Source organism: Kitasatospora sp. NPDC032150, assembly GCF_055579945.1.
Genome location: NZ_JBVIMH010000002.1, coordinates 341,838 through 363,627 on the forward strand (window position 1 = coordinate 341,838; position 21,790 = coordinate 363,627).

Annotated in this window: 20 protein-coding genes and 6 tRNA genes; 16 read left to right on the top strand and 10 right to left on the bottom strand. The window is 71.2% G+C overall.

Going from position 1 to position 21,790, the window contains the following annotated elements; all coding sequences use genetic code 11:
• Positions 1-23: 23 nt before the first annotated feature.
• The 4 genes from ACZ5ON_RS03870 to ACZ5ON_RS03885 form a co-directional block, all read right to left on the bottom strand.
• Positions 24-95 (bottom strand) — tRNA-Val (locus tag ACZ5ON_RS03870).
• A 46-nt stretch (positions 96-141) separates the two neighbouring features.
• Positions 142-213 (bottom strand) — tRNA-Val (locus ACZ5ON_RS03875).
• Between the two features lie 33 nt (positions 214-246).
• Positions 247-320: transfer RNA gene (locus ACZ5ON_RS03880), tRNA-Cys, on the bottom strand.
• A gap of 38 nt (positions 321-358) precedes the next feature.
• Positions 359-431: transfer RNA gene (locus tag ACZ5ON_RS03885), tRNA-Gly, on the bottom strand.
• Positions 432-775: 344 nt separating this feature from the next.
• Between ACZ5ON_RS03885 and ACZ5ON_RS03890 the strand changes: the two genes are divergently transcribed.
• From ACZ5ON_RS03890 to ACZ5ON_RS03900, 3 genes are all read left to right on the top strand, one after another.
• On the top strand, positions 776-1,831 hold the full coding sequence (locus ACZ5ON_RS03890; RefSeq protein ID WP_465585055.1) for a chorismate-binding protein: 1,056 nt from the start codon (positions 776-778) through the stop codon (positions 1,829-1,831).
• A 31-nt stretch (positions 1,832-1,862) separates the two neighbouring features.
• Positions 1,863-2,696 carry an aminotransferase class IV gene (locus tag ACZ5ON_RS03895; RefSeq protein WP_465585058.1) on the top strand — a complete coding sequence of 278 codons (834 nt, stop codon included), beginning with the start codon at positions 1,863-1,865 and terminating at the stop codon, positions 2,694-2,696.
• 194 nt (positions 2,697-2,890) lie between these two features.
• Positions 2,891-3,733 (top strand): GNAT family N-acetyltransferase, encoded by an 843-nt coding sequence (locus ACZ5ON_RS03900; RefSeq protein WP_465585065.1) that lies wholly within the window; start codon positions 2,891-2,893, stop codon positions 3,731-3,733.
• Positions 3,734-3,812: 79 nt separating this feature from the next.
• Here the strand turns inward: ACZ5ON_RS03900 and ACZ5ON_RS03905 are convergent, their stop codons facing one another.
• The 3 genes from ACZ5ON_RS03905 to ACZ5ON_RS03915 all read right to left on the bottom strand — a co-directional run bounded on the left by ACZ5ON_RS03905 (position 3,813) and on the right by ACZ5ON_RS03915 (position 5,789).
• Positions 3,813-4,316: a DsbA family protein gene (locus ACZ5ON_RS03905; RefSeq protein WP_465585070.1), complete on the bottom strand. Its 504-nt coding sequence runs from the start codon at positions 4,314-4,316 to the stop codon at positions 3,813-3,815.
• Positions 4,317-4,379: 63 nt separating this feature from the next.
• Complete coding sequence (locus ACZ5ON_RS03910) at positions 4,380-4,949, bottom strand: CGNR zinc finger domain-containing protein (protein WP_465585072.1); 570 nt, start codon at positions 4,947-4,949, stop codon at positions 4,380-4,382.
• Positions 4,950-5,375: 426 nt separating this feature from the next.
• Positions 5,376-5,789 carry an SsgA family sporulation/cell division regulator gene (locus tag ACZ5ON_RS03915; RefSeq protein ID WP_030056266.1) on the bottom strand — a complete coding sequence of 138 codons (414 nt, stop codon included), beginning with the start codon at positions 5,787-5,789 and terminating at the stop codon, positions 5,376-5,378.
• Positions 5,790-6,278: 489 nt separating this feature from the next.
• Here ACZ5ON_RS03915 and ACZ5ON_RS03920 point away from each other — a divergent pair.
• Both ACZ5ON_RS03920 and ACZ5ON_RS03925 read left to right on the top strand, forming a co-directional pair.
• Positions 6,279-6,350: transfer RNA gene (locus tag ACZ5ON_RS03920), tRNA-Val, on the top strand.
• 216 nt (positions 6,351-6,566) lie between these two features.
• Positions 6,567-6,638, top strand: a tRNA-Val gene (locus ACZ5ON_RS03925).
• Positions 6,639-6,698: 60 nt separating this feature from the next.
• On the opposite strand, the gene ACZ5ON_RS03930 is transcribed toward ACZ5ON_RS03925, so the two are convergent.
• The gene (locus ACZ5ON_RS03930) at positions 6,699-7,472 is read right to left on the bottom strand and encodes an exonuclease domain-containing protein (protein WP_465585075.1); all 774 of its coding nucleotides are present in this window, start codon (positions 7,470-7,472) and stop codon (positions 6,699-6,701) included.
• A 279-nt stretch (positions 7,473-7,751) separates the two neighbouring features.
• On the opposite strand from ACZ5ON_RS03930, the gene thrS reads away from it, so the two are divergent.
• Together thrS and ACZ5ON_RS03940 are read left to right on the top strand one after the other, a co-directional pair.
• A complete protein-coding gene (gene thrS / locus ACZ5ON_RS03935; RefSeq protein WP_465585077.1) occupies positions 7,752-9,731 on the top strand; it encodes a threonine--tRNA ligase in 1,980 nt (659 codons plus the stop codon).
• 86 nt (positions 9,732-9,817) lie between these two features.
• The gene (locus ACZ5ON_RS03940) at positions 9,818-10,378 is read left to right on the top strand and encodes an HIT family protein (RefSeq protein WP_344637154.1); all 561 of its coding nucleotides are present in this window, start codon (positions 9,818-9,820) and stop codon (positions 10,376-10,378) included.
• Between the two features lie 73 nt (positions 10,379-10,451).
• Here ACZ5ON_RS03940 and ACZ5ON_RS03945 read toward each other — a convergent pair whose 3' ends face one another.
• Positions 10,452-12,092 carry a hypothetical protein gene (locus ACZ5ON_RS03945; protein WP_465585080.1) on the bottom strand — a complete coding sequence of 547 codons (1,641 nt, stop codon included), beginning with the start codon at positions 12,090-12,092 and terminating at the stop codon, positions 10,452-10,454.
• Positions 12,093-12,272: 180 nt separating this feature from the next.
• On the opposite strand from ACZ5ON_RS03945, the gene ACZ5ON_RS03950 reads away from it, so the two are divergent.
• Positions 12,273-12,707, top strand: a complete 435-nt coding sequence (locus tag ACZ5ON_RS03950; RefSeq protein ID WP_465585082.1) for a thiol-disulfide oxidoreductase DCC family protein — start codon at positions 12,273-12,275, stop codon at positions 12,705-12,707.
• A 171-nt stretch (positions 12,708-12,878) separates the two neighbouring features.
• On the opposite strand, the gene ACZ5ON_RS03955 is transcribed toward ACZ5ON_RS03950, so the two are convergent.
• Positions 12,879-14,924 carry an elongation factor G-like protein EF-G2 gene (locus tag ACZ5ON_RS03955; RefSeq protein WP_465585084.1) on the bottom strand — a complete coding sequence of 682 codons (2,046 nt, stop codon included), beginning with the start codon at positions 14,922-14,924 and terminating at the stop codon, positions 12,879-12,881.
• Between the two features lie 221 nt (positions 14,925-15,145).
• Between ACZ5ON_RS03955 and pgsA the strand changes: the two genes are divergently transcribed.
• The 8 genes from pgsA (at position 15,146) to ACZ5ON_RS03995 (ending at position 21,707) form a co-directional block, all read left to right on the top strand.
• Positions 15,146-15,793: a phosphatidylinositol phosphate synthase gene (gene pgsA, locus ACZ5ON_RS03960; protein WP_465585086.1), complete on the top strand. Its 648-nt coding sequence runs from the start codon at positions 15,146-15,148 to the stop codon at positions 15,791-15,793.
• A complete protein-coding gene (locus ACZ5ON_RS03965) occupies positions 15,790-16,719 on the top strand; it encodes a phosphatidylinositol mannoside acyltransferase (protein ID WP_465585088.1) in 930 nt (309 codons plus the stop codon). Before pgsA ends, ACZ5ON_RS03965 begins: the two co-directional genes overlap by 4 nt.
• 10 nt (positions 16,720-16,729) lie before the next feature.
• Positions 16,730-17,911 carry a glycosyltransferase family 4 protein gene (locus ACZ5ON_RS03970; RefSeq protein ID WP_465585091.1) on the top strand — a complete coding sequence of 394 codons (1,182 nt, stop codon included), beginning with the start codon at positions 16,730-16,732 and terminating at the stop codon, positions 17,909-17,911.
• An 80-nt stretch (positions 17,912-17,991) separates the two neighbouring features.
• The gene (locus ACZ5ON_RS03975) at positions 17,992-18,348 is read left to right on the top strand and encodes an isomerase (RefSeq protein ID WP_465585093.1); all 357 of its coding nucleotides are present in this window, start codon (positions 17,992-17,994) and stop codon (positions 18,346-18,348) included.
• 11 nt (positions 18,349-18,359) lie between these two features.
• A complete protein-coding gene (locus ACZ5ON_RS03980) occupies positions 18,360-18,905 on the top strand; it encodes a hypothetical protein (RefSeq protein WP_465585096.1) in 546 nt (181 codons plus the stop codon).
• 123 nt (positions 18,906-19,028) lie between these two features.
• A complete protein-coding gene (gene pdxS / locus ACZ5ON_RS03985; RefSeq protein ID WP_344637163.1) occupies positions 19,029-19,940 on the top strand; it encodes a pyridoxal 5'-phosphate synthase lyase subunit PdxS in 912 nt (303 codons plus the stop codon).
• 104 nt (positions 19,941-20,044) lie between these two features.
• The gene (gene pdxT / locus ACZ5ON_RS03990) at positions 20,045-20,653 is read left to right on the top strand and encodes a pyridoxal 5'-phosphate synthase glutaminase subunit PdxT (protein WP_465585099.1); all 609 of its coding nucleotides are present in this window, start codon (positions 20,045-20,047) and stop codon (positions 20,651-20,653) included.
• 298 nt (positions 20,654-20,951) lie between these two features.
• Positions 20,952-21,707 (top strand): YebC/PmpR family DNA-binding transcriptional regulator, encoded by a 756-nt coding sequence (locus tag ACZ5ON_RS03995; protein ID WP_465585101.1) that lies wholly within the window; start codon positions 20,952-20,954, stop codon positions 21,705-21,707.
• Positions 21,708-21,790: the final 83 nt, after the last annotated feature.

Below are 21,790 nucleotides of genomic sequence, written 5' to 3' on the forward strand. Positions count from 1 at the left end.
CGCCAGACCCCGAAGGATCCGAGTGCGCGATACTGGGATTGAACCAGTGACCCCCACCGTGTCAAGGTGGTGCTCTCCCGCTGAGCTAATCGCGCCCGGTAAGGCGATGTTACGCCAGGCCCTGAAAAGGGAAACCGAAGGTGCGCGATACTGGGATTGAACCAGTGACCCCCACCGTGTCAAGGTGGTGCTCTCCCGCTGAGCTAATCGCGCGGGGAGGTCCCCCGGCGAACCAGGGGTACCTCTTGGAGGTGGAGACGGGATTTGAACCCGTGTACACGGCTTTGCAGGCCGTTGCCTCGCCTCTCGGCCACTCCACCAGGCAACTGAGGAGAACGATCCTACCTGTTCTCCATCGAGCGGACGACGAGATTCGAACTCGCGACCCTCACCTTGGCAAGGTGATGCTCTACCAACTGAGCCACGTCCGCCTGTCTCCCGGGCCCTTCACCGCTTTCCTGCGGCTCCGTGTCCCGGCGACGTGTTGAACTTTAGCGGAAACCTCGGCCAGCTCAAATTCCGTGTCCGGAAGCGCGCCGTCGGGGCGGAGGCAGATGGTGTCCCGTCAGCCCGGCGAGGCCCCGCCGGGGCGGAGCGTGCCGCGCTCGCCGGCCACCTCCCGGATGACCTGCGGCGGAACGGAGGCCGGCGGTCGGCCGCGCCTCCCGCGGACCGCGCCGACCGCCCCCGCGGACCTACACTTCAGCCACCGACCCCAAACCCGCCCCCGCGCCCGCACCCGGGCAGCACAGCATCCGATCCGCGCAGGAGAACCGTGTCCGGCCGCACCAGCTCCCTCGATCCAGCCGCCCCGATGGCCCGCTTCGGCGGCCGCCTGGCGACGGGACTGCGCGATGTCACCTCGGACCCGGCCGCGCTCGACTCCAGCGGGTTCTGGGCCGTCGCGTACGACTTCGAGGGCCGACTGACCTGCGCCCGCTTCGACGACGTCCGCCCCGATCCGGCACCACCGCGCACCGAGGGCTGGGTCGGCCCGGGGGCCGACGGCTGGCACAGCTCCCTCGACCGGGACGCCTACACGGCCGGGGTGCGCCGCATCCGCGAACACATCGCGGCGGGCGAGGTGTACCAGGCCAACCTCTGCCGTGTGCTGTCCGCGCCGTTGCCCGACCCGGCCCGCAGCGACATCGACGCCCTCACCGGCCTGCTCGCCCGCGGCAACCCCGCCCCGTACGCGGGGACGATCCGGCTCCCCGAACACGGCGTCGAGATCGCCACCGCCTCGCCGGAGCTCTATCTGCGCCGCACCGGCCGCACGGTCTCCTCCGGGCCGATCAAGGGCACCGGCCGCACCGAGCACGACCTGCTGGACAAGGACCACGCCGAGAACGTGATGATCGTGGACCTGGTCCGCAACGACCTCGGCCGGGTCTGCGCCACCGGCACGGTCACCGTCCCCGACCTCTGCGTGGTGGAGAAGCACCCGGGCCTGGTGCATCTGGTCTCCACCGTGGAAGGCACCCTCCGCGAGGACGCCGGCTGGCCCGAGCTGTTCGCCGCCACCTTCCCGCCCGGCTCGGTCACCGGCGCACCCAAGTCCAGCGCACTGCGGATCATCGACGCCCTGGAGACCGCCCCCCGCGGCCCGTACTGCGGTGCGGTCGGCTGGGTCGACGCGGACCGGGGCGAAGCCGAACTCGCCGTCGGAATCCGGACGTTCTGGCTCGACCGGAGCAGCGGCCACCCCGTCCTCAAGTTCGGGACCGGCGCCGGGATCACCTGGGGCTCCGACCCCGAGCGTGAATGGGACGAGACCGAACTCAAGGCCGCCCGCCTGGTCGCGATAGCGTCGGGCACCGGTACCTGCTGACCCCGCCCGCCGGCCCCGAGGAGCTGCCGTCATGCCGAGTCCGACCAGAATCTGGGTGAACGGCTCCCTGACCGAGGGCGGCGACGCCGTGATCTCCGTCCTGGACCACGGATTCACCGTCGGCGACGGCGTGTTCGAGACCGTCAAGGCGGTGGACGGCAGCCCCGTCGCACTCACCCGCCACCTGGAACGGCTCACCCGTTCCGCCCGCGGCCTCGGCCTGCCCGACCCCGATCATGACCAGGTCCGCGAGGCCGTGGCACAGGTGCTGCACGCCGACCCCGTGCCGTTCGCCCGGATCCGGATCACCTACACCGGCGGGATCTCCCCGCTCGGCTCCGAACGCGGCACCGGCCCCACCAGCCTGGTCGTCGTCCTCGGTGGCGCCACCCGGCGGCCCGACACCACGGCGGTCCGGACCGTGCCGTGGCGCCGGAACGAACACAGCGCCGTAGCAGGCCTGAAGACCACCTCCTACGCCGAGAACGTGGTCGCCCTCGCCGCCGCCCACCGGGACGACGCCTCCGAGGCCGTCTTCGCCAACACCGCCGGAAACCTCTGCGAGGGCACCGGCTCCAACGTCTTCGTCGTCCTGGACGGCCGGCTGCTCACCCCCGCGCTGAGCTCCGGCTGTCTCGCGGGGATCACCCGCCGACTGGTCATCGACTGGACCGGCGCGGAAGAGGCCGAGCTCCCCTTCGACGTCCTTCGGCGGGCCGAGGAGGTCTTCCTCACCTCGACCACCCGTGACGTCCAGGCCGTCACCCGCGTCGATGACCGCCACCTCGCCCCCACCCCGGGCCCGATCACCCTCAAGGCCATGAAGCAGTTCGCCGAACGCAGTGCCGACGACCTCGACCCGTGACCGGGCAACGCCCCCGGTCAACGGCGACACGGCAGGACCGCCGGCACCGCACAACCCGGCGAACGACTATGCACTCCACATCGAGCCCGCCGCGCGGCTCCACTCGACCCTCGGCGATTTCACCGCACACCCGGGGCAGGCCGGGCCGGCGGACGCCCGGGTAGAGAGCGACGGCAACGGGGAAGGGAGCCCTCATGACCACCACGCTGCGCCCCGAGCGCCCCGAGGAGCCCGTACCGGGCGGCGGCCGCAGCCGCCGCTGGCAGATCTGCGTCAACGGCCGCCCCGTCGGCGGCCTCCGCACCACCGCGCTGCCCTGGGGCACGCAGTGGTGGGGCGAGATCTCCGAGCTCGAGGTGACCGACGGCCGCGGGCGCGGGCGGGGTACCGTCGGCGCGCTCGCCGCCGAGGAGGTACTGCGCGGCTGGGACTGCAGCAGGGTGGACGTGCGGATCCCCGCCGAGGCGACCACCGCGCTCCGCCTCGCCGAGGCCCTCGGCTACACCGAGCGGATGCGCAACATGGCCAAACACCTCGACCGGGCCCCGGACCTGCCGGCCGGCCTGACCACCCGTCCCATCGGCGAGGCCGAGTTCGGTGACTGGCTCGCCCGGGCCAAGGCCGGCTATCTGCACGACCTCGGCGCCTCGGGCCTCACCGAGCAGCAGGCGCGGGCCAAGTCGGACACCGACCACCAGCACCTGCTGCCGCAGGGACCGGCGACCCAGGACGTCGCCCTGCGCCGCCTGTACGACCCGGAGGGCACTCCGCTCGGCAGCCTCTGGGTGGCCCTGCGCCAGAGCGTCCTTGCGAACGGCGCCCCGCTGGCCTGGGTGATGACCGTCGAGGTGGACCGGGAGCAGCGCGGTCGGGGTTACGGCCGGGCCCTGATGCTGCTGGCCGAGCGCGAGTGCCTCGCCGCCGGAGTCCGCGATCTGGGCCTCAACGTCTTCAGCAGCAACACCGTCGCGACCGGTCTGTACGACTCGCTCGGTTACCGGGTGACCCACCGCGTCCTCGGCAAGTCACTGCTCTGACGGCCGGAGGGCTGCGAAAGCCGGGGGCCCGGTCACCGAAGACGTGACCGGGCCCGGGGCGACGACGAAGCGGCGGGACTCAGGCCCGGCCGCGCTGCTCCTCGATGATGGCGACGATCCGCTCGAGCAGCCCGTCCTGGCTCTTCCCGCCGTCCAGACGCTGCCCGGCGATCACATACGTCGGCGTGCCGGTGACACCGATCGCCTTCCCCTCCGCCTGGTCGGCGTCGACGACCAGGGTGTGCCGGCCGTCGACCAGGGCCGTGTCGACCTCCTCGGCATCCAGACCGACCTCGGCGGCGACCTGCACCAGCAGCTTCTCCCCGCCCTTGTCCAGTTCCTCGACCCGGGCCAGCAGCGCCGTCACGTACTGCCACCCCTTGCCCTGGGCGAACGCCTCCTCGGCCGCCTGAGCCGCCGCGTACGCGTGCTTGTGCTTCTCCAGCGGGAAGTGCCGCAGCTCGATGGGCAGCGCGTCGCCGTACCGGTCACGCAGTGCCCGTACGTCGTCCAGGGCGGTGCGGCAGTCCGGGCACTGGAGCTCGCACCAGAACTCGAGGCGGGGGAGAGAACCTTCGATCATGCCGCCAGTCTGTCATCCGGCCGACCGTCCGCCCGCTCCCCGGCAGACGCCACCCGACGGTGCTCAGCCGGTCGGTACGGTCTCCGCCGACCGCTGGCGCGCCCGGTACGCCGCCACGTGCAGCCGGTTGCCGCAGGTGCGGCTGTCGCAGTAGCGGCGGGAGCGGTTGCGCGAGAGGTCCACGAAGACCCGGGCGCAGTCGGGGGCCTCGCAGCGGCGCAGCCGCTCGCGCTCCCCGGCCATCACGATGAAGGCCAGCGCCATGCCGAGTTCGGCCGCCAGATGGTCACCGATCGCCGCGTGCGGGGCGAAGTAGTGGATGTGCCAGTCGTGCTGGTCGTGGTTGGTGAGCCGGGGCGTGGTCCCGGCGGCGGCCACCACCGCGTTCACCAGCTCGGCCGCCTCCTCGGTGGAACCGGCGGAGAACACCTCGCGCAGCCGCGACCGCAGTCGGTGCACGGCGGCTAGGTCGGCGGGCGAGAGCGAGTCGACCTCGCTGATGTCCTGGCGCACCACGAAGGCACTGAGCGCGGCGACATCCGGGAGCTGCTCGCTGCCACACGCCTCGGGCGAGGTGTTGAGCAGCTCCACCAGAACGCTCAGCGAGCACTCGGTGTCATGGGTGATCAGCACGTGAGGACTCCTCGCGCGGCGGGCGGCCCCGGCCTCCCGCGTCGGTCATCACCCGTGACTCTACCGGGCGGGGCCGTCCGAACGGCGTAGGTCCGCGGCTGCCGGAGCGCCGTGGCCGGGTGCGGTGCGCGCCGCCGACGAGGCTTTCGGAGCGGGTACGGGCGGTGCCGTACGGCCGGACCGGGACGGATGGTGTACGGACCGTGCGGGGCCATGACGAAAGCGCCCGGCCTGGTGAGCGGTCATCCGCGCATGGATGACCGGCACCGGTGGCCGGGCGCCTCCGTCGTCGCCGATACAGGTCGGGCCGGCCGCTCCGTGGAGTGACCGGGACGAGCCCCGAGGCCGCTTGGTGCGCGGCGAACAGTGCGACCGTGCCCCCGAGTAGGACGGACGCTGTCGATAACGGCCCCACCGCCGAGGCGGTCAGCTCTCGGCGAGGATGTGGGACAGCTCTCGATCGAGATCGAAATGGCGGTGTTCGGTGCCGGGCGGCACGGCGGCGTCGGTCCGCTTGAGGAAGGACTCAAGCGCCCGGGCCGGGGCCTCCAGCAGGGCCTCTCCCTCCGGAGAACTCAGGGCGATGCAGACCACACCCTGTCCATGGCTGCGCGAGGGCCACACCCGGACGTCGCCGGTCCCGGTGGGTCGATGGAGCCCCTCCGCGAGAAGATCACGGGCGAACACCCACTCCACGGTCTCGTCGGCACCGGTGTGGAAGGTCGCATGCACGGCATAGGGGTCGGCAGTGTCGTAGCGCAGGCCCGCGGGGACGGGCAGTGACGACTCGCTCGACACGATGAGGCGCAGGTGCAGCTCACAGCTGACCGTGGTGTTCATAAGCGCCAGGGCCTTTCGCTCAGTGTGCGCTCGGGGAATCGCACGTCGGCGAACGGACCATCCCACCTGAAAGCCCGGTGTAAACCCGTCTGTCCCGATTCAGCTGCGAGTCGTACCCCTTCCGGCGCATTGCGGAAACACGGTGGCTCTCCCGGCGGGCCCGGGCGCTTGGCAACCCCTGGTGGTTTTCGCCGGATGGCCGCCGCATGGTTGTGCGAAGCGACAATCCGGTCCGGCCGAGGGCTCGGCCCGGCAGGCCGGGCGGGGGCCGAGTGCGGGGGCGGATCCTGAGGTCGGGGGAGAGCGGATCCTGAGGTCGGGGGAGAGGGGTGGGGAGGCGGCCCGTCGGCTTGCCGCGGTGACCTGCTGGTGCCTGGGCTCCGGGGGCGACCCGGTCCGGGGCCGCCCCGGCCGGCTGGTCCGGCAGGGGCGGTGCGAGGGGGTGGTTCGGAGCACCCGTCCGGATGCGGTAATGTTCTTTCTGCACCCGGGCGATTAGCTCAGCGGGAGAGCACTTCGTTCACACCGAAGGGGTCACTGGTTCGATCCCAGTATCGCCCACCGGAATGCACCGCAGATGTCGGGCCCCGACCAGGAAATGGTCGGGGCCCGACATCTTTTTTGCATTCCCGTCGACCTGCTTCTTGTTCAAGGGTGAGCTGATTCTCAATCAGCATCCGCGTGGCCGGAGGGAACTGGGGGGCTGTCGGCGCGGGTCGTACTGGGCCGGATTGTGCAGTCGAAGCCAAGTAGTGCTAAAGTTCTTCTTGTTGCCACGGGCGATTAGCTCAGCGGGAGAGCACTTCGTTCACACCGAAGGGGTCACTGGTTCGATCCCAGTATCGCCCACCGTCAACACTCAGGCCCTGACCGGGAGTCCGGTCGGGGCCTGAGTCGTCTCCGGCGATTTCAGGCCGCGGCCTCGCAGCGGTGGTTCGACGAGAGGCGGCGGCCGCAGCCGCAGCGGGCCGGGCGCAGCGGCCAGTGGAAGTCCACGCGTTCGGTGCTGCCCGAGCGGTCGAACCAGTTCTGCAGTCCCCGGGCCTGGGCTGCGTACCAGCTCCGCTGGCGCAGATGCAGTTCCGCGGCGGAGAGCGTGCCCAGTGGGCTGGCGTACCGGGAGCCGAGGGCGCGGACGAGGTCGAGGGCGGCGGCCGCGTCGGCGGCGGCGTCGTGGGCGCCGGTCAGGGTGACGCCGTAGTGGGCGCAGAGATCGCTGAGGGTGCGGCGACCCTTGCGGTAGCGGTCCACGTAGCGGTCCAGCACTCGGGGGTCGAGCACCAGTAGCTCGGCGTCGCCCAGGGAGTCGGTCAGTGAGATCTCGCGGTGGCGGCGCAGTTCGCGGTCGAGCAGCGTCAGGTCGTACGGGGCGTTCATCACCACCAGGGGGACGCCGGCCCTGGCCTGTTCGCCGAGCGCGCGGGCGATCTCGGCGACGACCGTGCGCGGAGGCCGGCCGTGGGCGCGGACCTGTGCGTCGGTTATCCCGTGTACCGCGCGGGCGCCGTCGGGGATCGGTATGCCCGGATCGGCGAGCCAGGACACCGTCCGGGCGGTCGTGCCGGGGGAGGACTGGAGCACCAGGGCGGCCGAGACGATGCGGTCGGTCTCGACGTCCACGCCGGTGGTCTCGGTGTCGAAAGAGGCCAGCGGCCCCTCGTACCAGCGCTGAGAATGCTGCATGACTGCCCCTCAGGTGCCACTGGGCGTGGCCCGGCGCGCCACCGAGGACCGGTGGCGCGCCGGGCGCGGCGGCGTTTCTTCCCTGCTGATACCGCAGTTGACGCACCCTCAACCGCCCGGCGGCAAGCCTGCGGGAAGGTTTCTCCGGATCCGTGGCCGAACGGACACGGAACGTGGTCGACCGTCGGCGGGTGGACGGGTACGCGGTTGGGTGGCCGGGCTCGGTACCATCGACACGCGCAGCAGAGTGCTGCGGCACAGGGATGTCAGGAGAGACCGGTGACGGAAGTCCGGGTAATCATCAACCGCGAACCCGATCGGGAAGAGCGCGTGGTGACCACGGGCACTACGGCCGCCGATCTGTTCGCCGACGACCGCTCGATCATCGCCGCCCGGGTCGCGGGCCAGCTCAAGGACCTCGCGTACGTCGTCCAGGACGGCGACGAGGTCGAGCCGGTCGCGATCTCCAGCAAGGACGGCCTCGACATCCTGCGGCACTCCACCGCGCACGTGATGGCGCAGGCCGTGCAGGAGATCTTCCCCGAGGCCAAGCTGGGCATCGGCCCGCCGATCAAGGACGGCTTCTACTACGACTTCGACGTCGAGAAGCCGTTCCACCCCGATGACCTCAAGGTCATCGAGAAGAAGATGCAGGAGATCATCAAGCGCGGGCAGAAGTTCTCCCGCCGCGTGGTCACCGACGAGGCGGCCCGCGAGGAGCTGGCCGGTGAGCCGTACAAGCTGGAGCTGATCGGGCTCAAGGGCTCCGCCGCCACCGCCGGCGAGGGTGCCAGCGTCGAGGTCGGCGCCGGCGAGCTGAGCATCTACGACAACCTGGACGCCAAGACCGGTGATCGGTGCTGGGGCGACCTCTGCCGTGGCCCGCACCTGCCCACCACCCGGAACATCCCGGCGTTCAAGCTGATGCGCTCGGCCGCCGCGTACTGGCGCGGCAGCGAGAAGAACCCGCAGCTGCAGCGCATCTACGGCACCGCGTGGCCGTCCAAGGACGAGCTGAAGGCGCACCTCGACTTCCTCGAGGAGGCCGCCAAGCGCGACCACCGCAAGCTCGGTACCGAGCTCGACCTCTTCTCCATCCCGGAGGAGATCGGTTCGGGTCTGGCCGTCTTCCACCCCAAGGGCGGCATCATGCGCCGGGTCATGGAGGACTACTCGCGCAAGCGGCACGAGGAGGCGGGCTACGAGTTCGTCTACACCCCGCACGCCACCAAGGGCACCCTGTTCGAGCTCTCCGGCCACCTGGACTGGTACGCCGACGGCATGTACCCGCCCATGCAGCTCGACGGCGAGCACGACTACTACCTCAAGCCGATGAACTGCCCGATGCACAACCTGATCTACCGCTCGCGCGGTCGGTCGTACCGCGAACTGCCGCTGCGGCTCTTCGAGTTCGGTACGGTCTACCGGTACGAGAAGTCGGGTGTGGTGCACGGTCTGACCCGCGCCCGGGGTTTCACCCAGGACGACGCGCACATCTACTGCACCCACGAGCAGATGCACGACGAGCTGGACTCGCTGCTCACCTTCGTGCTGGACCTGCTGCGCGACTACGGTCTGACCGACTTCTACCTGGAGCTGTCCACCAAGGACCCGGAGAAGTACATCGGTTCGGACGAGGACTGGGAGATCGCCACCGAGACCCTGCGGGCCGCGGCCGAGAAGCAGGGCCTCGAGCTGGTGCTCGACCCGGCCGGTGCAGCCTTCTACGGACCGAAGATCTCGGTCCAGGCCCGCGACGCCATCGGCCGTACCTGGCAGATGTCGACCATCCAGGTCGACTTCCAGCTGCCGAACCGCTTCGACCTCGAGTTCCAGGGCGCGGACGGCAACCGCCAGCGTCCGGTCATGATCCACCGTGCGCTGTTCGGCTCGATCGAGCGGTTCTTCGCGGTGTTGCTGGAGCACTACGCGGGTGCCATGCCGCCGTGGCTGGCCCCGGTCACCGTGGTCGGCATCCCGATCACCGACGAGCACGTGCCGTACCTGCGGGAGGTCGCGGCCGAGCTGAAGAAGCACGGCATCCGGGTCGAGGTCGACGCCTCGGACGACCGCATGCAGAAGAAGATCCGCAACGCCCAGAAGGCCAAGATCCCGTTCATGCTGATCGCGGGCAACGACGACGTCGAGGCCGGTGCCGTCTCCTTCCGCTACCGCAACGGTGAGCAGAAGAACGGAGTGCCGGTTGCCGAGGCCGTCGCCGAGATCGTCGACGCCGTGGAGCGCCGTATCCAGGTGTGACGTGGTCCCCGCGTGAGCGGGGGTGAGTACGGGGCGGGCTCTGATGAGTCTGCCCCGTACGGCTTTGCGGGGTTGCCTGGGAGAATATGCTGATCAGCATGACGAGTGAGCCGGAACTGCAGCAGGGCGTGGGTGAGCCGGACGGCTTCCGGCGCCTTTGGACCCCCCATCGGATGGCGTACATCCAGGGCGAGAACAAGCCCACCGGACCGGCTCCCGATGACGGTTGCCCGTTCTGCTCGATCCCGTCGCTGAGCGACGAGGACGGGCTGATCATCGCCCGGGGCAGCGCTGTGTTCGCGGTGCTCAACCTCTACCCGTACAACGGCGGGCACCTGATGGTCGTCCCGTACCGGCACGTGGCCGACTACACGGACCTGGACGAGGCGGAGACGGTGGAGCTCGCCGAGTTCACCAAGCGGGCGATGACCGCGCTGCGCGCGGCCTCCGGGGCCCACGGCTTCAACATCGGGATGAACCAGGGCGCCGCGGCCGGTGCCGGGATCGCCGCGCACCTGCACCAGCACGTGGTGCCGCGCTGGGGCGGGGACACCAACTTCATGCCCGTGGTGGGGCACACCAAGGTGCTGCCGCAGCTGCTGGCGGACACCCGCAAGATGCTCGCCGAGGTCTGGCCGCAGGGCTGAGCGGACCGGAGGACGAGGCCGAGGGGCTCGTACCGGGAAGTTCCGGTACGAGCCCCTCGGTGTGCGGCCGTGGTCAGCCGGCGTCGTAGACGTCGGCCTTGAAGGGGCGGACGCCCTGCATCTCGGACTTGAGGATGCCCGTCCGGTTGGTGAAGCGGTCGACGTTGACGTCGTGCTCCTCCAGGAAGTCGACGGTGGCGGCGAGTACCGCGTTGACCACCGGGGTGGCACCGTAGATCACGTCGTCGGACTTGAAGCGGCTGGTCCAGGTCCGGTCGGCCCAGGAGGCCCGGAGCGAGAACGGCTCCGGCAGGGCGATCTTGCCGCCCAGCCAGGTGAGCAGGGTGGGCAGCTTCATGAACGGCGCCCGGACGGCCTGCCGGACCACCTCGTCGTTGTCCACCAGGGGCAGGACGACCGTCTTCTCCTCCCAGAACTTGCCGGTCTTGGCAACCGAGATCTCCTTGGGCTTGGGCTTGGCGCCGAAGAGCCCGTTGAGCGGGCCGAGGGCGTAGCCGGCCACCGAGACCCGCAGGGTGTTGCTGAGCACGGTGACGCCGATCACCGTGGTGGTCACCAACTGGCCGTTGTGCAGCACGAGCTGGGTGGCCAGCCGGTGCCGGGTGTCGGTGCCGAGGGTCTGCCGGTTGGCGATGGACTGGATGCCGAAGTCGCGCATCCGGTAGCCGTCCATCTCGGGGCCGCCCGGGCGGCCGATCTCGTCGGCGCCCTCCGGGATGTCCACCACGACCCACTGCTGGATGGCGACGTGCTTCATCCCGCCGTCGGAGATCTCGCTGCGGCCGAGGCCGCCGAGTCGGTCGGCGATCCGGCGGGTGAGATCCCACGGGTGGAAGGTCCGGAAATCGACCTGGCCCTCGGCCGGGCGCAGGTCCTCGACCATCTCCCAGACGCCCCAGCGCATCCCGGCGCCGAGGATGCCCTTGGAGCCGGCGTAGTGCTGAATGTTGGTGTCCTGCTCGGCGGTCAGCCGCTCCAGCTGGGCGCGGAGCGTGCTGGCCTTCTTGTCCAGGTCGTCGCGCGGGACGGCCTTGGGGACGGTCGCGGCTATCGCGCTGCCCTCGACCAGGGCTCCCCAGCGGGAGCGCAGGTCCTCGGTGCTACGCAGGACGATCCGCTTGGCGACGAACCAGCCGACGACGGGCACCACCATCATCAGTCGGAAGTAGAGGGCGAGCAGCCCGCTCATCGGCGGCCGCAGCACGAAGAGCAGGGCCAGTCCGCCGGCGACCAGCAGCGCGACGGTGCCGTAGAAGCCCTCACGGGCCGGGTTCTGCTTCTTCAGCCAGGCCCGGCTCTGGAAGGCGAGCAGCCAGATCAGCGCGCCCGGCAGGAAGAGCAGTCCGCTGACCAGGGTGACCAGGGTGAGCTTGCGGTCCCTGGCGCCTCGGAGGTCTTCGGCGGCGAGGCAGTGCTCGACCACCATGCGGGTGTCGGTGCCGAAGGACGGGACCAGCGGGTTGCGCTTGGCGGCCAGGGTCCGGTCGATCAGGGCGCGGCTGTAGGCCTCGCCGAGACTTGGCCGGAAAAGGGCGAACTTGCCCTCCTTGATCGTCGCCCCGAGCTTCTCCCCGAGGTCGCGGAAGTCGCTGTCGCGATAGGCAGCCGAGGAGAGCAGCTGGGTGACTGCGGTCTGTGGTCCGACGTCCGTGCGGGGTATCTGCGCGCCCGGTGTCATGTCCAGCTTGGTCACGGTGGTGCCCCCTCCTCCCCTTGTCAGCCGCAGGGTACCGTGCCGCCGCCATGCTGCGCGGATGATCGTCTGAACCGCTGTCACATCTCGCCAGGCGTGGCTCCTCTCGCTATGGTGCCCACTTCAGGCCCGCTTTGACCCCGCAGGTCCCGCTGGTCCCGGTGATGGGAGGATCGGGGCATGGCCGATGCTGAGGTGGTTGCGGTGGATCCGGTGCTCGTCTTCGACGGGGACTGCGCGTTCTGCACGACCTGCAAGAATGCCGCCGAGCGTTATCTGCGGGCGAGCCTGGCCGCCGGGGGGTGGGAGGCGGTGCCGTTCCAGTTCGCGGATCTGGCGGCGCTGGACGCGCGGGCCGGCGGCCGGGGGCTGGTGACCTGGGAGCGGGCTGAGCGGGAGATCCTCTGGGTGACGCCCGGCGGGGAGGTCTACGGCGGGGCGCAGGCGGCCGCGCGGCTGCTGATGCGGTCGGGCGGGGCGTGGGCGTACCTGGGCGGGGTGTTGGCGCTGCCGCCGGTCCGTCCGCTGGCGGCGGTGGTCTACCGGCTGGTCGCGCGGAACCGGCACCGGATGCCCGGTGGGACGCCGGCCTGCGCGCTTCCGCAGCGCGGGTGAGCCTTTCGGGGGCGGGAGGTTGACGGACGGGGGCGCGAGGGCGGAGACGGGCGCCGTTCGGCCGGGGCGGCTGCGCCGTGGTGCCCCCGCGGATCGGTGGGCTCCTGTGCCATCAGGTCCGCACGCCTTCCTGCGCCCCCGTCCGTCGACCCCCGCCGCCGGGTACGGGCTTCAGGACCCGTTCTCGTACTGGGCAGCGAGGGCGGCGGGCATCGGGGCGTGCCGGACGTAGCTGCGCGAGAACTGACCGGTGCCGTGCGATAGGGACCTCAACTCGACCGGGTAGCGCGCGAGTTCGAGCTCGGGGACTTCGGCGCGGACCAGGCTGAGGCCGGGGCCGCCGGGTTCGGTGCCGAGCACGTGGCCGCGGCGGGAGGAGAGGTCGGTGAGGACGGCGCCCTGGTACTCGTCGGGCAGCAGGACCTGGATCTCGTCGACGGGTTCCAGCAGCCGGACGGTGGCGTGGGCGGCGGCCTCACGCAGCGCGAGGGCGCCGGCGGTCTGGAAGGCGGCGTCGGAGGAGTCGACCGAGTGCGCCTTGCCGTCGGTGAGGGTCACCCGGACGTCGACCATGGGGTAGCCGGCCTTGACGCCGTGGGCGAGTTGGGCGCGTACGCCCTTCTCCACCGAGGGGATGAAGTTGCGCGGCACGGCGCCGCCGACGACCTTGTCGACGAACTCGAAGCCGCTGCCGGGCGCCAGGGGTTCGACGGTGAGGTCGCAGATGGCGAACTGGCCGTGGCCGCCTGACTGTTTGACGTGCCGTCCGTGGCCGCTGGCGGTGGTGGCGAAGGTCTCGCGCAGGGCGACCTGGTACCCGACGGTGTCGAGGTTGACGCCGTAGCGGGTGCGCAGGCGGTCCAGGACGACGGCCTGGTGGGCCTCGCCGGTGCACCAGAGCACGAGTTGGTGGGTTTCGGCGTTCTGCTCCACCCGCAGGGCCGGGTCCTGGGTGGTGAGCCGGGCGAGGCTCTGGGCGAGCCGGTCCTCGTCGCCCTTGCTGTGGGCCTGGATCGCGACGGGGAGCAGCGGTTCGGGCAACGGCCAGCGTTCGAGGACGAGTTGGCCGGCGGAGAGGGTGTCCCCGGTGCGCGCGGTGGCGAGTTTGGCGAGGCAGACCAGGTCGCCGGGGAGGGCGTAGGGGACCGGGCGCTGCTGCTTGCCGAAGGGGGAGGTCAGGGCGGTGACGCGTTCGTCGGGGTGGTCGGCCAGGTGCAGGGTGGTGTCGGGGCGCAGGGTGCCGGAGTAGACCCGGACCAGGCTGAGGCGGCCGACGTACGGGTCCTCGCCGGTGTGGATGACCTGGGCGGTGACGGGGGCGTCGGGATCCGAGGGCGGCAGGTCGTCCCGGCGCTCCTCGGGGGTGGGGAGGATCTCGGTGATCAGGTCGAGGAGTTCGGCGGCCCCGACGGCGGGGCCGGCCGGGTCGAGCGGGGGCGCGGCGGCGAGTACGGGGTGCACGGTGCCCTGGAGGACTTCGCGGCGCAGTGCCTCGGTGAGCGAGGCGGGGTCGAGGTCCTCGCCGGCCACGTAGCGCTCCAGCAGGGTGTCGTCCTCGCCGGCGATGGCCTCGACCAGGCGGCCGCGGGCCTCGTCGGCGCCGGGCACCTCGCCGCTCTCGCCGTAGCGGCGACCGGTGAGGAGTTCGAGTGAGCCGTACGGGTGGCCGTCGCGCAGGATCGGCAGGTGGATGGGCAGGACGGTGTCGGGGTGGCCCTCGCCGAAGGCCTCCTGGCAGGCGGCCAGGGCCTCCTCGAAGCTGCCCCGGCCCGCGGTGAGGTGGGTGAGGACGATCACGGTTGGCAGTCCGGTGGCGCGGCACTCGCGCCAGAGGGTCAGGGCGGGCAGCGGGATCGGGTCGGCGGCGGAGAGGACCAGGACGGCGGACTCGGCGGCGCGCAGTCCGGCCCGCAGGTCGCCGGCGAAGTCGGCGTAGCCGGGGGTGTCCAGCAGGTTGATCTTGGTGTCGCGCCAGCCGAGCGGGAGCAGCGCGAGCTGGACCGAGCGCTGCTGCTGGTGCTCGATCTCCTCGTAGTCGGCGGCGGTGGTGCCGTCCGGGACGGTGCCCGCCCGGGTGAGGGCGCCCGCGGTGAGGGCGAGGGATTCGGCGAGGGTGGTCTTCCCGGTGCCGCTGGGGCCGATCAGGGCCACGTTGCGCAGCTGCGCGGACCGCTCGACGGTGGGTGCGGGCGCGTGCGGGGTTCCTCGGTCGGCCATGGCGTGCCTCCTTCGCGGGGGCGGCAGTTACGTCCCGTATGCGGGGAAGTGCCCTGAGTGGCGGCCGGTTCGGGCCGGGACCGGCTCGCGGGGTGTGGGGCGGCCAAGCGGTGCGAGCGGCCTGGATACCATTGTCGGGCCGGGCGGGTCGTTCCGCTCGGCCGCCGGTCGACCACTGGGGCCGAGGGCGGATAGGTGAGATCGGGGCGGTCCGGAAGGCCATGCTCAACAAGTACGCACGTGCCTTCTTCACACGTGTCCTCACGCCGTTCGCGGCGCTGCTGCTGCGCTGGGGGGTGAGCCCGGACGCGGTGACGCTGATCGGTACGGCCGGCTCGGTCGCCGGTGCGCTGGTGTTCTTCCCCCGGGGCGAGTTCTTCTGGGGCACCATCACGATCACCCTCTTCATCTTCTCCGACCTGGTGGACGGCAACATGGCCCGCCAGGCGGGCAGGTCGAGCAAGTGGGGTGCGTTCCTGGACTCGACGCTGGACCGGGTCGCCGATGCGGCGATCTTCGGCGGGCTGGCGCTCTGGTACGCGGGCAAGGGCGACAACGACCTGCTCTGCGCGATCTCGGTGCTCTGCCTGGCGAGCGGCCAGGTGGTCTCGTACACCAAGGCGCGGGCGGAGAGCCTGGGGCTGCCGTGCAACGTGTCGGGGCTGGTCGAGCGGGCCGAGCGGCTGGTGATAAGCCTGGTCGCGGCGGGTGTGGCCGGTCTGCACGCCTTCGGGGTGCCGTATGTGGAGCCGCTGCTGCCGCTGGCGCTGTGGCTGGTCGCGCTGGGCAGCCTGGTGACGGTGCTGCAGCGGATGCTGACCGTGCGCCGGGAGGCGCTGGAGGCCGTCGAGTCGCGGGAGGTGCTGTGAACGCCCCGGTGCCGAGCGCTCCGGCGCTCAGGGAACGGCTGGTGGACGGTGCCTACGCGCTGGGCTGGTCGGTGCTGAAGCACCTGCCGGAGCCGGTCGCGCGCGGCCTGTTCGGCCAGTTGGCGGACTTCACCTGGCGCAAGCGCGGCAAGGGCGTGCGCCAGCTGGAGCGCAACCTCTCCCGGGTGCACCCGGGGGCGAGCGAGGAGCGGCTGCGCGAGCTGTCCCGGGCTGGGATGCGCTCCTACCTGCGGTACTGGCTGGAGGCATTCCGGCTGCCCACCTGGAGCCGGGCGCGGGTCTCGGAAGCCGTGCAGGCCAAGGGGCTGGAGAACCTGACCGGTCCGATGGAGGCCGGGCGCGGTGTGGTGGCGGCGCTGCCGCACATGGCCAACTGGGACCTGGCCGGGGCGTGGATCGTCGGCCAGGGTCACCCGTTCACCACGGTCGCCGAGCGGCTCAAGCCGGAGTCGCTGTTCGACCGCTTCGTCGCGTACCGCGAGGGCCTGGGCATGGAGGTGCTGCCGCTGACCGGCGGCGGGGGCTCGGTGATCGGTACGCTGGCCCGCCGGCTGCGGGCGGGAAGGCTGGTCTGCCTGGTCGGTGACCGCGACCTGTCGGACGCCGGCATCCCGGTGGAGTTCTTCGGCGAGCGGACCAAGGTCCCGGCGGGCCCGGCCGCGCTGGCCGTGCGGACGGGAGCCGCGCTGGTCCCGGCCACGCTCTGGTACGACGGTCCGGTGATGCGGGTCGAGATCCACCCCGAGCTGCCGGTGCCCGAGGAGGGCGACCAGCACTCCAAGGTCCTGGCGATGACCCAGGCACTCGCCGACGTGTGGGCGGACGGGATCCGCGAGCACTCGGAGGACTGGCACATGCTGCAGAAGTTCTGGCTGGCCGACCTGGGGCCACGCCGTACCGCCTGAGGGGGCCGCGATGAAGATCGGAATCGTCTGCCCGTACGACTGGGACGTCCCCGGTGGGGTGCAGTTCCACATCCGCGACCTCGCGGAGCACCTGATCGGCCTCGGCCACCGGGTCTCCGTGCTCGCGCCGGCCGAGGACGAGTCGGCGCTGCCGCCGTACGTGCTCTCGGCCGGGCGGGCCGTCGCGGTGCCCTACAACGGCTCGGTGGCCCGGCTCAGCTTCGGCATCCTCTCCGCCGCCCGGGTGAGGCGCTGGCTGAACGAGGGCCGGTTCGACATCCTGCACGTCCACGAGCCCTCCTCGCCCAGCCTGTCGATGCTGGCCGCCTGGTCCGCCTCGGGGCCGATGGTGGGCACCTTCCACACCTCCAACCCGCGGTCCCGCGCGATGATCGCGGCCTCGCCGATCCTCCAGCCGGGCCTGGAGAAGATGAGCGCCCGGATCGCGGTCAGCGAGTACGCCCGGCGCACCCTGGTGGAACACCTCGGCGGCGACGCGGTGGTGATCCCCAACGGCGTGGACGTGCGGTTCTTCGCCGAGGCCGAGCCCGACCCGCGCTGGCAGGGCGGGGCGGCCGACGGCAAGCCCGGCACGATCGGCTTCATCGGCCGGATCAACGAGCCCCGCAAGGGCCTGCCGAGCCTGCTCGCCGCACTGCCCAAGATCCTCGCCGAGCGCCCGGGCGTCCGGCTGCTGGTCGCCGGCAAGGGCGACGAGGAGGAGGCGGTGGCCGGCCTGGCGCCCGAGGTGCGGCGGCAGGTGGAGTTCCTCGGCATGGTCAGCGACCGGGAGAAGGCCCGGCTGCTGCGCAGCGTCGACCTGTACGTGGCGCCGAACACCGGCGGCGAGAGCTTCGGCATCATCCTGGTCGAGGCGATGTCGGCGGGCGCCCCAGTGCTTGCCAGCGACCTGGACGCGTTCCGGCAGGTGCTGGACGGCGGTGACGCCGGCGAGCTGTTCCCGGTCGAGGACCCGGCGGCCCTCGCCGACGCCGCGCTGCGGCTGCTGGGCGACCCGGACCGGCTGGCCCGGCTGCGACGGGCGGCCTCCCGGCACGTGCGGCGGTTCGACTGGTCGACCGTCGGCGCGGAGATCCTCTCGGTGTACGAGACGGTCACCGACGGCATGCCGCCGGTGGCCGAGGACGAGCGGAACGGGTGGCGCGGCCGGCTGAAGCTGACCAGGGACTGACCGGCCGGCCGGGGGAACCGGGATTGACGGGCCGGCTAGGGTTGGCCTGACGATTCGTCAACCGACCCCGGGGGCCCGAGATGCCGCAGATATCCATCGACTACTCCGAGGGCGTCGCCTTCGACCGGCCGGCGTTCGTCCGCGATCTGCACTCGCGGGTCGCCGCGCTGATCTCCTCGCCCGTGGACGACTGCAAGACGGTCTTCCGCAAGGCCGAGGACTTCCACGTCGGCCACGGCGGGCTGCCGCGGGCCGCGACGGTGTACCTGGAGATCAAGGTCCTCTCGGGTCGCAGCGGTGAGCTGAGGACCAAGCTGGCCGAGGAGCTGTTGAGCCTGCTGGAGCGTTCGGTACGGCCGGCCTCCGGGGTGCGGGCGCACCTCGCGGTGAACGTGCTGGAGCTGGACCGGGACTTCTACCGGAAGAGTGCCCTGTAGCGTTCTGCTCCGTGACTACGTGGATCTGGGCCGCTGCGGCTCTCGTGCTGTTCGCCGTCTACCTGAGCTGGACGGCGGGCCGGCTCGACCGCCTGCACGCCCGGATCGACGCGGCCCGGGCCTCGCTGGACGCGCAGCTCGTCCGGCGGGCCTCCGTCACGCTGGAGCTGGCCACCTCCTCGCTGCTCGACCCGGCCGCCTCGATCCTGCTCTACGAGGCCTCGCACGCCGCCCGGCAGGCCGAGGACGAGCACCGGGAGGTGGCGGAGAGCGAGCTGAGCCTGGCGCTGCGCGCGGTGTTCGCAGACCCGGAGCAGGTGGCGGCGCTGCTGGCGGTTCCGGGTGGTGAAGAAGTTGTGAGAGACCTCACAGCGGCGGTGCGCCGGGTGCCGATGGCGCGGCGGTTCCACAACGACGCGGTCCGGGCGGCACGGGCGGTGCGCGAGCACCGTCTGGTGCGCTATTTCCGGCTGGCCGGTCGGGCGCCCTTCCCGCTCGCCTTCGAGATGGACGACGAACCCCCCGCGGCGCTCACGCCCCAGGGTGCTCCCGCGTGAGCGCGTTACAGCCTGTTTGTCGTATCCCGACTTGCGGGCTTGGACTAGGTGGCGCATGGGCAAGCGGTGGTTCGGGCCTACGATAGGGCGATAGCACTGGTTCATCTTCGAGTGAGGTCTCACGTGTCCACCACCCCCATCACCGCAGACCAGCCGCAGATCGGCACCGCCCGCGTGAAGCGCGGCATGGCCGAGCAGCTCAAGGGCGGTGTGATCATGGATGTGGTCAACGCCGAGCAGGCGAAGATCGCCGAGGACGCCGGTGCGGTCGCCGTCATGGCGCTGGAGCGCGTTCCCGCCGACATCCGCAAGGACGGCGGCGTGGCCCGGATGTCCGACCCGAACATGATCGAGGAGATCATCAACGCGGTCTCCATCCCGGTCATGGCCAAGTCCCGGATCGGCCACTTCGTCGAGGCCCAGGTGCTGCAGTCGCTCGGTGTCGACTACATCGACGAGTCCGAGGTGCTGACCCCGGCCGACGAGGTCAACCACTCCGACAAGTGGGCCTTCACCACCCCCTTCGTCTGCGGCGCCACCAACCTGGGCGAGGCCCTGCGCCGCATCGCCGAGGGTGCGGCCATGATCCGCTCCAAGGGTGAGGCCGGCACCGGCAACGTGGTCGAGGCCGTCCGCCACCTGCGCCAGATCAAGAACGAGATCGGCCACCTGCGCGCCCTGGACCACAACGAGCTGTACGCCGCCGCCAAGGAGCTGCGTGCCCCGTACGAGCTGGTCAAGGAGGTCGCCGAGCTCGGCAAGCTCCCGGTCGTGCTGTTCTCCGCCGGTGGCGTGGCCACCCCGGCCGACGCGGCGCTGATGCGCCAGCTGGGCGCCGAGGGCGTCTTCGTCGGCTCGGGCATCTTCAAGTCGGGCGACCCGGCCAAGCGTGCCGCCGCCATCGTCAAGGCCACCACCTTCTTCGACGACCCGAAGATCATCGCCGACGCCTCCCGCAACCTGGGCGAGGCCATGGTCGGCATCAACTGCGACACCCTGCCGGAGACCGAGCGCTACGCCAACCGCGGCTGGTGATTCGGTAGCGCTTCCCGGCCCGCCGCGCAGCAGTGGGGCGCGGCGGGCCACCGCGCGTGCCCGCAGCACAGACTTCAGCGAACACGATCCAAGAGGTAGCAACCGTGTCCAGCACTCCCGTCATCGGCGTTCTCGCGCTGCAGGGCGACGTCCGTGAGCACCTGGTGGCACTGGCCGCCGCCGACGCGATAGCCCGCCCGGTGCGGCGCGCCGAGGAACTGGCCGAGGTGGACGCGCTGGTGATCCCCGGCGGCGAGTCCACCACCATGTCCAAGCTGGCCCTGCAGTTCGACGTGATGGGCCCGCTGCGCGAGCGGGTGGCCGCCGGGATGCCGGTCTACGGCACCTGCGCGGGCATGATCATGCTCGCCGACAAGATCCTGGACGGCCGGGAGGACCAGGAGACCGTCGGCGGCATCGACATGACCGTCCGCCGCAATGCCTTCGGCCGGCAGAACGAGTCCTTCGAGTCCGGGATCGATTTCGAGGGGCTGGACGGCGGACCGGTGCACGGCGTGTTCATCCGCGCCCCCTGGGTCGAGGCGGTCGGCACGGCCGTCGAGGTGCTGGCCGAGCTGCCGGCTGCCGACGGTCCCGAGAGCCGCATCGTGGCGGTCCGCCAGGGCAACCTGCTCGCCACGTCGTTCCACCCCGAGCTGACCGGCGACCACCGGGTGCACGAGTACTTCGTACGCATGGTCGAGGCCGTCTGAGCGAGTCTTCGGCGTAGTTCCGCGCTCGCCCCCGGGCACTCCGGCCCGGTGTCGACGCTCGCCCTCCTTGCCCGCCATCGGGCAGGAGGGTCCCCCCTCCGGCGCTCGCCCGCCTGCCCGCCATCGGGCGGGGGTCCCCGGCCGAAGGCTGGGGGCGAGGGGCCCTCGTCGCTCGTCGCTTTCGACACCGGCGCGCCCTTCGGCTCGCGAGGGAGACTGATGCGATGCCAGGTGTCGGTTCGGACACCGGTAAGATCTCCTGTGTTCATTTCCCTTTGGCGACGTAAAGGAGCTGGCGATGTCCGGCCACTCTAAGTGGGCTACCACCAAGCACAAGAAGGCCGTGATCGACGCCAAGCGCGGCAAGCTCTTCGCCAAGATGATCAAGAACATCGAGGTGGCGGCGCGCACTGGCGGTGGCGATCCGGCCGGCAACCCGACGCTGTACGACGCCATCCAGAAGGCGAAGAAGAGCTCGGTCCCGATCGACAACATCAACCGCGCCGTCAAGCGCGGCTCGGGCGCAGAGGCCGGCGGCGCCGACTACTCGACGATCATGTACGAGGGCTACGGCCCGAACGGTGTCGCGGTGCTCATCGAGTGCCTCACCGACAACCGCAACCGTGCCGCCTCGGACGTGCGCGTGGCCATGACCCGCAACGGCGGCTCGATGGCCGACCCGGGCTCGGTCTCGTACATGTTCTCCCGCAAGGGCGTCGTGATCGTCCCCAAGGCCGACGGCGTGGACGAGGACAAGCTCTTCGAGGTCGTCCTCGACCAGGACCCGGAGGAGATCAACGACCTCGGCGAGTCCTTCGAGATCATCTCCGAGGCCTCCAACATGGTCGCCGTCCGCACCGCGCTGGTCGACGCGGGCATCGACTACGACTCGGCCGAGGCCAACTTCGTCCCCAGCGTGCAGGTCCAGCTGGACGCCGACGGCGCCCGCAAGATCTTCAAGCTGATCGACGCCCTCGAGGACAGCGACGACGTGCAGAACGTCTTCGCCAACTTCGACGTCTCCGACGAGGTCATGGCCGAGGTCGACGCCTGATCCCGGATCCGTCCGCTCCGCCCGGCAGCCCGCACGGCTGCCGGGCGGAGGTGTGTTCGGGACCGGGGTTGTCACAGCCGACC